The sequence below is a fragment of the Oceanobacillus indicireducens genome, from assembly GCF_014647195.1.
GTDB classification, from domain to species: domain Bacteria; phylum Bacillota; class Bacilli; order Bacillales; family Amphibacillaceae; genus Oceanobacillus; species Oceanobacillus indicireducens.
The window spans coordinates 169,711-180,206 of the sequence record NZ_BMOS01000004.1; the positions used below are offsets into that span (position 1 = coordinate 169,711).

The following is a 10,496-nucleotide window of genomic DNA, read 5'->3' on the forward strand; positions in this document are numbered from 1 at the left end:
TTACTATCTGGTCGTACCTCTCTCTATAATTGTCGTTGGCATTTCATATAGTAACTTTTCCGGTTGATTGCCCTGAATTATTTTTATTAACAATCGAGTAGCTACTGCTCCCATATCATATATAGGCTGGGATACAGTCGTTAATTCTGGATAAATAAATTCGCCAAAAAACGATCCATCGAATCCAACAATTTGAAGGTCTTCGGGTACTTTAATTCCTTTTTTTAAAGCTACTTTCAAAAACCCAGCTGCAATTGTATCATTACTACAAAAAATTCCATCTATACCTGTGTGAGTTTCAAAGAATTGCTCGGCTTTTCTTTCCGCATCTTTCAGCTGAAATTCAGCTTCACTTATCGTATAATTAACTCCTTTTCCTTCCACGGCATCGATAAAACCGTGATAACGTGCTTCTGAAGGTGCGATATTTTTTGGACCTCTAATATGAGCAATATTTTTTACACCTTTTTGCAACAATAGCTCAGTAGCTTTCTTAGCACCTTTATAGTTATTTGAAACAACGGAAGGGATCGTCGTATCTCCAATACGGTCCAAAGCAACTATAGGGACATTTAAATCTGAATAAACCGTTGATTCTTGTGATTGTGTAGTAAAGATAATGCCATCAACATATTTTTCCTTAAACAAATCGAGATATTTCATTTCTTTTTCTGGGTTTTGATCTGAGTTGCAAAGTACAACTTTAAATCCATACATCATTGCAACATCTTCAACTGCCCTTGCCAATTCTGGAAAAAAAGGGTTAGTTATGTCAGGAATAATGAGACCAATCATATTTGAAGTTTTATGATAAAGTGATCTAGCTATTGAATTCGGCTTATAATTTAATTTGTCAATTACACTTTTTACTTTTTCCAAAGTTTCTTCACTAACATAACCATTTTGATTGATTACCCGGGAAACAGTTGCAACCGAAACCCCTGCTTCTTCTGCCACTTCTTTTATCGTAACCATACAAACCCCCACCTATTTAGATCCTATGTAAAGACTAAGTAAGATAGGATCATAGTTTAATCTCTATTATAAGCTATATATTGTTATAAAACATTATTGCAATACGATATGATGATATTACGAGCAGATACTTATTTTAAATTTGAATCATTCCATGTTCAACTGGAAATAAATAATTATAAACAATTACATTAGAGAGTTGAAATCAAATTAGAAGTATTTTATCATATATGTGTAAAGGGTTACACATTATTCTATTTTGACATAGGCTAGCGATTAAAAACAAACGTATATTACTTAAAATACTTTATTCACAAAGGAGAATGAATGTAAAGATGAGGAAAAAGAATGTGATCATAACAGGTGCAGGAAGCGGACTAGGTGCCTCTTTAGCAATAAAATATTCGAAATTAGGGTTTCATGTTGTTTTATTAGGACGCACGAAACAGAAGCTTCTTAAGGTTTCAGAGTCACTCGTATCAGATTATACAATTTACGAGCTTGACGTTTCCTCTAAAACAGAGGTAGTAAATGTCTTTAATTCCATTAAGCGTGAAGTCGGTACCATAGATCTGTTAATAAATAATGCTGGGCTAGGTGTATTTGATCTCGCTGAAAATATCGAAGAAACCCATATAAACCAAATGATTGATATTAATTTGAAAGGAACCATCTTTTGTACGCAAGAAGCCCTAAAAGAGATGAAAGCAAGGAACCAAGGAAGAATTATTAACGTTGTCTCAACAGCAGGAAAGACTGGTAAAATAAACGAATCGGTATACTGTGCTAGCAAATTTGGAGTACGAGGATTTACAGAGAGCCTAGTAGCCGAATTAAAAAATACGAATATTCATGTTTATGCTGCATACATGGGAGGCATGAAAACTGAATTTTGGGATGGGATTTATACGGAAGAAGAAACAAAACACTTAATGAATCCGGACGACGTAGCAGAAATTATTATGAACAATGTTGAACCGCGTGATAATTTGACTGTAACGGAGATCACAATTACTAACAAATAGTAGTAGTGGACAGTGTTGTATTTATAAGCTTTTAAAGGAATAGGATTTAATGTTTTAGGAAGGGTTTACTGAACAATCCTTAATTATATAACCAGTACGGATAACTGCGAGATGGTTATCCATACTGAAAAAACGAAAAGAGAATGCTAGGGTTCGGGGCAGACGCAGAAGGTTTGAGTTAGAAATTTAACTTACGACAGCGTCCTCGATAATTCAGTACACCCAACGCCAGAATTAACACAACTCCATACAATTTTTTACTACTATTGCGTTTCCACTTTTCTTTCCTTATAATGGTGAATATAAAAATTTGGTTACTTTATTATCCATCCTATAAAGGAAACGGTTAGAATAGGAAGACCAACAATAATGGATATCTCGTTCTAACTACTCATAGAGGGTTCGAAACCATCCCCTCTTAAATAAAAACTATGGAGGAATGTACAATGGAAAAGGCAATGGTTGTATTTAGTGGCGGACAGGATTCGACCACATGCTTGTTATGGACATTGGAAGAATTCGATCAAGTGGAAACCGTCACTTTTTTGTATGGGCAAAGACATGAATCGGAGGTCGAATGCGCGAAGAAAATAGCAAAGGATCTCGGTGTCAATCAGAAAATTATTCAGATGGATCTACTGAATCAATTAACTGAAAATTCCTTAACGAGAAAAGATATGGAAATAGAAGAAGGAACAATACCAAATACATATGTAGAAGGAAGAAATCATATCTTCCTTTCATTTGCTGCCATTTATGCAAAATCAATGGGCATAAAAAATATTATCACCGGGGTCAGTGAAACAGAGTCCAGCGGATATCCGGATTGTCGAAATGTTTTTATTCAATCACTCAACACGTCGTTAAATCTTGCAATGGATTTTCCTTTTAAATTAATCACCCCTCTCATGTGGAAAGATAAATCAGAGGTTTGGAAAATGGCAGATCGGATGGATCGCCTAGCGTATATTAGGGAAAACACGTTGACATGCTATAACGGGATTATCGGGGATGGTTGTGGTGAATGCCCTGCTTGTAAACTAAGAAATGATGGGTTAGAAACCTATCTACAAGGGCGACATGTAGTATGATTCGAATAGCTATCTACCTATTATCTATCATTTTAGCCAATGTCATTACTGCAAGATTCGCTCCCTTGGAACTAGGTCCACTCATCATCCCGTATGGTACCTTGCTGATCGGATTAACCCTTGTCATGAGAGATATGGTGCAAAATAGATTCGGCAGATTACGGACCTATCTGCTCATTGGGCTAGCCCTGTTACTCTCAGCTCTTTCAAGCTATTTAATAGGGGATCCATTATGGGTCGTTTTTGCAAGTACATTAAGCTTCATTATTTCCGAGACAGCCGACACCGAAATTTATACACGGTTTAAATTACCATTTGTAAAAAGGGTCATGTATTCAGGTATCGTTGCAGGATTTTTGGATTCAGCAATCTTTGTCATTATCGGTATTGGACCGCTTGGACTGGAATTCGTTCCGTGGAATCTAGTGCCCTATGCCATATTAGGTCAATGGGTTGCCAAGGTTGTGATGCAATTAGTAGTTGCTGGTGGAATTAGGAAAGTCGTTATAAAAATGGATCTGTATGAACCGAATATTACGGATAGGAAATTAGAGGAGGATAAAGCATGCGAAAAAGTGACACAAACGATTTAACATTACTAGGAAATCAAAATACGGAATACAATTACAAATACAATCCCGACATTTTGGAAACATTTGAAAATCAACATAGAGAAAATGATTATTTCGTTAAATTCAATATCCCTGAATTTACAAGCCTTTGTCCGATGACAGGACAGCCGGATTATGCCACGATTTACCTTTCGTATATGCCTGATGTTAAGATGGTGGAAAGCAAATCACTGAAACTGTATATGGTCAGTTTCAGGAACCAACCAGGATTCCATGAAGACTGTGCAAATATAATCATGAAAGACTTGATTAAATTATTAGATCCGAAGTATATCGAAGTCTGGGCAAAATTCACCCCACGCGGAGGAATCTCCATTGATCCGTATTGCAATTACGGAAAGCCCAATACGATATATGAAGAAATGGCAAGAGAACGAATGTTTAAGCATGATATGTATCCGGAGAAAGTAGATAATAGATGAAGTGAAATCCCCATTTATTATTCTACATGCAGTTAGATATAGAATCTGCTTAAACATAAAATACCTCCATCATCCTATTGATGGAGGTATTTTATGTTTAGCGAATAAACTTCGAGGAATCTAGCTAACAATCAAGTTTACTAAAATGTGGCACGGATCATAGTGGATACCACGCTCAAAGCTTATTAAATTTTATAGTCTTTCTGGATCTGTTCAAATTCTTTTTCCGAACAATTGACAAAGTGTCCTGGAGCAACCTCTCGCATGGTCACTTCTTCACCTTCAGCGTACTGATGAATTGCAGGATTGTATGATTGCCGTTTACGGGTGCGTTCATAGTCCGGATCCGGTAACGGGATTGCGGAAAGTAATGACTGTGTATATGGATGCATCGGATTGCGGTATAAATCCTCGGCAGGCGCAAGTTCGACTAATTTACCAAAATACATCACACCGATTCGATCACTAATATATTTCACCATCGATAAATCGTGGGCAATGAATAAATAAGTTAGTCCTTTTTCCCTTTGTAGTTTTTTGAGTAAGTTAACTACCTGGGCTTGGATTGATACATCCAAAGCCGAAATGGGTTCATCCGCGATAATAAATTCCGGTTCCACTGCTAATGCCCGCGCAATACCTATTCTTTGCCTTTGTCCCCCGGAGAACTCATGCGGGAAACGGTTCGCGTGTTCTCGATTTAAACCAACTGTTTCCAAAAGCGAATGAACTTTTTCCATACGCTCTTTAGGCGATTTGGCTAGACGATGGATATCAATCCCCTCAGCGATCAGGTCTGATACCTTCATCCTTGGATTTAATGAGGCGTAAGGATCCTGGAAAATCATCTGCATTTTACGGTTGAATTCCTTCATTTCCGAATTTGACTTTTTCCCATGTACATTTTTGCCTCTATAAAGCACTTCACCGTCTGTTGCGTCATACAAACGGATAATGGTCCTTCCAGTAGTTGATTTGCCACATCCTGATTCGCCAACAAGTCCTAATGTTTCTCCTTTATATATATCAAAAGTGACATCGTCCACTGCTCTGACTTCACTTGGTTTGCCAACGTTAAAGTGTCGCTTAAGATTTTTAACTTCTAACAACTTTTCTGATTCCGCCACTTCACTGTCCCCCCTTTAAAGAAGCCGCTTGTTTCGCTTGGTATATAGCCTTTCTTTCTTTGACTGCTGCTGGAGGGTCTACTTTAGGTGCATCGGGATGAAGCAACCAGGTAGCAGCAAAATGGGTATCCGAAACTTGAAACATTGGCGGTTCTTCCTCCAAGTCTATTTTCATAGCATATGGATTTCTTGGAGCAAACGCATCTCCCTTTGGCGGATGCAGTAAATCTGGTGGTGTACCAGGAATTACAAATAACTCCTCATCTCCTGAATCCAAGCTTGGCATGGAACTTATTAACCCCCATGTATAAGGATGTTGTGGATTATAAAATATCTCATCTACGGTGCCAATTTCTACAATCTTACCCCCGTACATGACAGCTACACGATCAGCAACATTAGCAACAACACCTAAATCATGTGTGATAAAAATAATCGATGTTTCGATTTGTTTTTGCAATTCTTTCATTAAATCTAATATCTGCGCCTGAATGGTAACATCTAAGGCCGTTGTTGGCTCATCCGCAATCAACACTTTCGGAGCACAAGCAAGTGCAATCGCAATTACAACACGCTGTCTCATTCCACCTGAGAATTGGTGCGGGTATTGTTTAATACGAATTTCCGGTTTTGGAATACCTACAAGATCAAGCAGTTTCAAAGCCCGTTCCCTTGCCTTGTCTTTACTCAACTTTTGATGCTTTAAAAGTGGTTCCATAATCTGCTTTCCAATTGTCATCGTTGGATTTAACGAGGTCATGGGATCCTGAAAGATCATTGAAATATCTTTTCCACGAATTTTTTGCATCTGTTTTTCCGTTGCTTGAGCAATATCTGTATCTTTAAAAAGAATTTTCCCTTTTTTTATTTCCGAGTTGTCAGGTGGTAACAATCGCATGATCGACTTCGTTGTTACCGATTTTCCAGATCCAGACTCTCCAACTATAGCAAGTGTTTCTCCTTCAAAAAGATCAAAGTTCACGCCACGGATGGCCTGCACTTCCCCTGCGAATGTATGGAAAGAAATATGCAGATCTGAAACTTCCAATATCTTTTTCATGTCGTTTCACCTCATTTATTAATCACGCATTTTTGGATCAAACGCGTCACGAAGTCCATCTCCCATTAAATTACAAGCTATTAAGATAATACAAATAACAATACACGGAATAACCATTAAATGAGGTAAGAACTGAAATGTTTTATATCCATCCTCAATTAGTGTACCAAGAGATGCCTCTGGTGCTTGTAAACCAATTCCGATAAAGCTTAGGAAGGCTTCAAAAAAGATGGCACTAGGAATCGTGAACATGGTATTAATGATAATAACCCCGGATAAATTGGGTAGTAAATGTTTGAATAATAATCTGAAGTTACTTGCTCCGAGTGTCCTTGAGGCAAGTATATACTCCTGATTCCTCAACTTAAGCACTTGTCCCCTTACAACCCTTGCCATACCTATCCAGCCGGTGATAACCAAAGCTATTGTAATCGACATAATACCTGGCTTTAAGATTAAAAGCATTAATATGACGACAATTAGGTTAGGAATACCAGATATTACCTCCAGGATACGTTGCATCACGTTATCAACTCTGCCGCCTTTGAAACCGGAGATTAATCCGTAGACAACACCAATTACCATGTCAATTACTGCCGCTAAAAGGGCAATATAAAGTGACACCCTTGTTCCTACCCAGACACGGGAGAACAGGTCACGTCCCAGACTGTCCGTTCCAAACCAATAATACTCTTCTATACCAAGTTCTTCATATTTATTTGTTTCTACACCGCCGATTTTTTGACTGCCATCAAATATCCCAATATCCTCTAAAACAGGCACACGAGGAGGAAGATTCCCATGGGCAACGTTTTGCGCATAGGGGTCAAATTTTGAAAGGGACGGTCCAATAATTGCCATCACAACTATAAGCAATAATAAGACTGCACTAACAATTGCTGCTTTATTTTTCCGGACCCGTAGCCATGCATCTTTACCGAATGAAAGTTGTGGTTTCTCAATCTTTTCTAAATCAGAATGATCCTTTGGAGCGGGATCAAATCGATGTTTTTCAATTTTTTCCGGAACATTCATCATGATTTATCCCCTCCTTGTAAACGAATCCTTGGATCAATAATTCCATATAATATGTCCACGATTAAAATAATCACTGTCAACAAGAAGGCAAAAAAGATGGTTGTTCCCATGATAATTGGAAAATCATTTGTCATAATTGATTTTACAAACTGTTCTCCGATTCCCGGAATCGCAAATATCTTTTCTACGACCATCGACCCCGTCATCAATCCTACAGCCATAGGTCCAAGTACGGTTACAAGAGGAATTAATCCGTTGCGGATAGCATGTTTGAAGGATACTTCCATTCTTGAGTTCCCTTTTGCTTTTGCGAGAGTAATATAATCCGAGCTAAAGACCTCAATCAGCTCTGTTCTCATAAAACGGGCCGCGGTTGCAATAGGGAATATCGCCAGAGCAATCGTTGGCATAATTGACGAAGCAAATCCATTCCAGGATGCAACAGGCAGCCATCCGAGCTTAACTCCGATTACATACTGCAAGAGTGCTGCAAATACGAAAGAGGGAATTGATTTCCCTAAGACTGCTAAAAATGTACTGCCATAATCAATCCATGTATTTTGAAACATAGCAGCTAAAACGCCAAGTAATATACCAATAATGGTTCCAATAAACATCGCCTGAAAACCAAGCTGTAAGGATGGCCCCATACGATTCTTTAAAAGTTTTGTCACGGGTTGATTGTCGAACTGAAACGACACACCTAAGTCACCCTTCACAACATTCATCATATAATTGGCGTATTGCACAGGAATCGGCTTATCTAGCCCATACTTCTCATCTAAGATTACTCGCTGATCTTCCGTGAGCTTTTCTTCATTTTGGAATGGGCTACCAGGCAAGAACTTCATTAAAAAGAATGTTAATGAAGCTATAATAAACAGCGTAATAACCAAATAAATTATACGCTTTATGAGATACTTCGCCATTGGTGTTTCCTCCTATATGCTAATAAATAGAAATTTTCTAATAAAAAAGGTGCATACATGAGGAAAAGAGAGTATCTTTACGGAATACTCTCTTTTCCTTTAACCGTTGCTGTTCACTTGATAGCAAAATTAGTTTTCCATATACACGTTCTTCAATGTATAGTCCGGTCCGAATAAATGCTCTTCAAAACCTTTTACATTTGGTTTAATAAGAACAAGTCGTCCTCTTTGATAGATTGGAGCAACTACAGTATCCTCTTGAATCAATAGCTTTTCAGCTTCTAACATTGCTTCCCAACGTTTTTCAGGGTCATTCGCATATTTCACTTTCGCGTCTTCAATTAATTGATCATATTCTTCATTTGAATAACCAGTATTGTTGTTCGTTCCATCTGTAACGTATAGATCAAGGAATGTCATTGGGTCTAAGTAGTCTGGTCCCCAACCATGCATGACAATGTCATAGTCCTGATTGGTCGTATCTTGCAGACGCACTTTAAATGGTACGTTTCTTAACTCAAGTTTCAAACCTTCTAGATTTGTTTCGAGTTGGCTCTGGAAATATTCACTTGTTTTCTTAGCGTTTTCTGTATCATCACTTAAATAATCAAGCGTAATTTCTTCCACTCCTAACTCTTCTAAACCTTTTTCCCAATACTCTTGTGCTTTTTCTAGGTCAAATCCAATCAAGTCGCCGCTTTCTTCACGGAAATCTTCGCCAGTTTCAGGATTTTTCGCCAAACCTCTTGGTACATATCCATCACTTGGAACAGAACCGTTTGCTAAAACTGTTGTTGTATATGCTTCTTTGTCAAACGCCATTGCTATTGCTTTACGAATATTCTCATTCGCTAATGGAGTTTCTTCGCCATCACGTACCTGGTTGAACTTCAAATACCAAGAACTACCTTCTTCAAATGTAGAAGCATTCTCATCATTTTGATATTGTTGTGCATATTCAGCGCTTAAAGCAGCTGTACGATCTGCTTCGCCTGTTTCAAATAAATTGACCGCTGTACTTGGTTCTTTTACAACTTGTACGTTAACTTCATCTAAAGCAACGTTTTCTTTATCATAATAATGGTCATTTCTCACATACTTCCAAGTTAGACCGCTTCCGTCCCACTCTGTTAGTACGAATGGTCCGTTTGCAAGCATCGTGTCACTATTTGTTCCAAAGCTGTCACCTTGCTCCTCAACAAACTCTTCATTAAGAGGTAAGTATGTTCCAAATGCCAATAGGGAATCCAAATATTCAACAGGTTGTTCCAATGTTACTTCTAGCGTGTAATCATCAATAGCTTCGACTTTTAACTCTTCTGGATCTTTATCCCCATTCATAATTTCTGTTGCATTTTCAATAATTCCGGAGAACATATATGCATACTCTGATCCAGTCTCAGGATTTACTGCTCTTTGCCAAGAATATACAAAGTCATTGGCAGTGACAGGGTCACCATTAGACCACTCAGCATCTTCTCGTAATTTAAATGTATAGACCTTACCATCTTCACTTATCTCTGGTTCGCCATCTGCAATCGCAGGGACAGGTGTATCATTCTCATCTAAAACATAAAGACCTTCCATTGTTTGCCCAAACACGATAAAGCTAGCTGCGTCTGTAGCAAGTGACGGGTCACCCGTAGGAATCTCAGCTGTTTCAATCATATTAAACACTTGCTCACCTGTGGCTTCTCCACCATCTGAACCTTCATCAGTTTCCTCGCTACTTGTGTCCGAGCTTGAATCCGGCTCTGAGCCTGAATCTGCACCTGAGTCTGAGTCAGAACCGCTACAAGCTGAAAGAGCGAGTACCAGCATCAAGGCTAGTACAATAAAAAGATAATATTTTGACTTTTTCATTCGTAAACCCACCCTTTTCTTTATATAGTTTCAGGATATATTATACTACAATTTAAATAATTGTACATTACTTTTTTTACAAATTATTGCAAAGTTCTTTATCGGAATTGAGCAATTATTCTTATAAAACCCTCTCCTTCTATGTAGATAGTATGAACGAAATCAATGACTTCCCTTCTATAAAACCAGACCTTTCACCTATACTTCTGTCTCCTCCTTACTTTTTAGTATATTACTTTCATGCAGGTTCGTAATCTCCAAGTTAATTGCATACGTAGCCGATCAGGGTATGTGTAAAATAGTTCTCGGTGATATTATTTCAAAATCCTAGCCA

The 10,496-nt window shown here is 38.0% G+C and carries 10 protein-coding genes; 4 read left to right on the forward strand and 6 right to left on the reverse strand.

Translation table 11 applies throughout. The features are described from left to right. Nucleotides 1–3: 3 nt before the first annotated feature. On the reverse strand, nt 4–975 hold the full coding sequence (locus IEX94_RS04515; protein WP_156855112.1) for a LacI family DNA-binding transcriptional regulator: 972 nt from the start codon (nt 973–975) through the stop codon (nt 4–6). A gap of 335 nt (nt 976–1,310) precedes the next feature. On the opposite strand from IEX94_RS04515, the gene IEX94_RS04520 reads away from it, so the two are divergent. The 4 genes from IEX94_RS04520 to queF all read left to right on the forward strand — a co-directional run bounded on the left by IEX94_RS04520 (nt 1,311) and on the right by queF (nt 4,145). Beyond that, a complete protein-coding gene (locus IEX94_RS04520; RefSeq protein WP_156855114.1) occupies nt 1,311–2,000 on the forward strand; it encodes an SDR family oxidoreductase in 690 nt (229 codons plus the stop codon). Nucleotides 2,001–2,431: 431 nt separating this feature from the next. Continuing rightward, nucleotides 2,432–3,091 carry a 7-cyano-7-deazaguanine synthase QueC gene (gene queC, locus IEX94_RS04525; protein WP_255454341.1) on the forward strand — a complete coding sequence of 220 codons (660 nt, stop codon included), beginning with the start codon at nt 2,432–2,434 and terminating at the stop codon, nt 3,089–3,091. After that, nucleotides 3,091–3,684 (forward strand): VUT family protein, encoded by a 594-nt coding sequence (locus IEX94_RS04530; protein ID WP_156855250.1) that lies wholly within the window; start codon nt 3,091–3,093, stop codon nt 3,682–3,684. The genes queC and IEX94_RS04530 overlap by 1 nt, the downstream gene beginning before the upstream one ends. Further along, on the forward strand, nt 3,657–4,145 hold the full coding sequence (gene queF / locus IEX94_RS04535) for a preQ(1) synthase (RefSeq protein WP_188856202.1): 489 nt from the start codon (nt 3,657–3,659) through the stop codon (nt 4,143–4,145). The genes IEX94_RS04530 and queF overlap by 28 nt, the downstream gene beginning before the upstream one ends. Nucleotides 4,146–4,330: 185 nt before the next feature. Here queF and oppF read toward each other — a convergent pair whose 3' ends face one another. From oppF to IEX94_RS04560, 5 genes are all read right to left on the reverse strand, one after another. Next, nucleotides 4,331–5,272 (reverse strand): ABC transporter ATP-binding protein, encoded by a 942-nt coding sequence (gene oppF / locus IEX94_RS04540; protein WP_156855120.1) that lies wholly within the window; start codon nt 5,270–5,272, stop codon nt 4,331–4,333. Between the two features lies 1 nt (nt 5,273). Beyond that, nucleotides 5,274–6,332, reverse strand: a complete 1,059-nt coding sequence (locus IEX94_RS04545) for an ABC transporter ATP-binding protein (protein WP_156855122.1) — start codon at nt 6,330–6,332, stop codon at nt 5,274–5,276. A gap of 18 nt (nt 6,333–6,350) precedes the next feature. Then, nucleotides 6,351–7,370: an oligopeptide ABC transporter permease gene (gene opp3C, locus IEX94_RS04550; RefSeq protein WP_156855124.1), complete on the reverse strand. Its 1,020-nt coding sequence runs from the start codon at nt 7,368–7,370 to the stop codon at nt 6,351–6,353. Continuing rightward, nucleotides 7,367–8,299 (reverse strand): oligopeptide ABC transporter permease, encoded by a 933-nt coding sequence (opp3b, locus tag IEX94_RS04555; RefSeq protein ID WP_188856203.1) that lies wholly within the window; start codon nt 8,297–8,299, stop codon nt 7,367–7,369. The genes opp3C and opp3b overlap by 4 nt, the downstream gene beginning before the upstream one ends. Before the next feature lie 129 nt (nt 8,300–8,428). Beyond that, nucleotides 8,429–10,162, reverse strand: coding sequence for a peptide ABC transporter substrate-binding protein (locus tag IEX94_RS04560; protein WP_188856204.1), 1,734 nt, complete (start codon nt 10,160–10,162; stop codon nt 8,429–8,431). Between the last annotated feature and the right edge of the window lie 334 nt (nt 10,163–10,496).

Excerpts from the sequence above, each read along its gene's own strand:
- IEX94_RS04560 (WP_188856204.1), bottom strand. The coding sequence starts at position 10,162 with ATGAAAAAGTCAAAATATTATCTTTTTATTGTACTAGCCTTGATGCTG.
- IEX94_RS04520 (WP_156855114.1), top strand. The coding sequence starts at position 1,311 with ATGAGGAAAAAGAATGTGATCATAACAGGTGCAGGAAGCGGACTAGGT.
- opp3b (WP_188856203.1), bottom strand. The coding sequence starts at position 8,299 with ATGGCGAAGTATCTCATAAAGCGTATAATTTATTTGGTTATTACGCTG.
- queF (WP_188856202.1), top strand. The coding sequence starts at position 3,657 with ATGCGAAAAAGTGACACAAACGATTTAACATTACTAGGAAATCAAAAT.
- queC (WP_255454341.1), top strand. The coding sequence starts at position 2,432 with ATGGAGGAATGTACAATGGAAAAGGCAATGGTTGTATTTAGTGGCGGA.
- opp3C (WP_156855124.1), bottom strand. The coding sequence starts at position 7,370 with ATGATGAATGTTCCGGAAAAAATTGAAAAACATCGATTTGATCCCGCT.
- IEX94_RS04545 (WP_156855122.1), bottom strand. The coding sequence starts at position 6,332 with ATGAAAAAGATATTGGAAGTTTCAGATCTGCATATTTCTTTCCATACA.
- IEX94_RS04515 (WP_156855112.1), bottom strand. The coding sequence starts at position 975 with ATGGTTACGATAAAAGAAGTGGCAGAAGAAGCAGGGGTTTCGGTTGCA.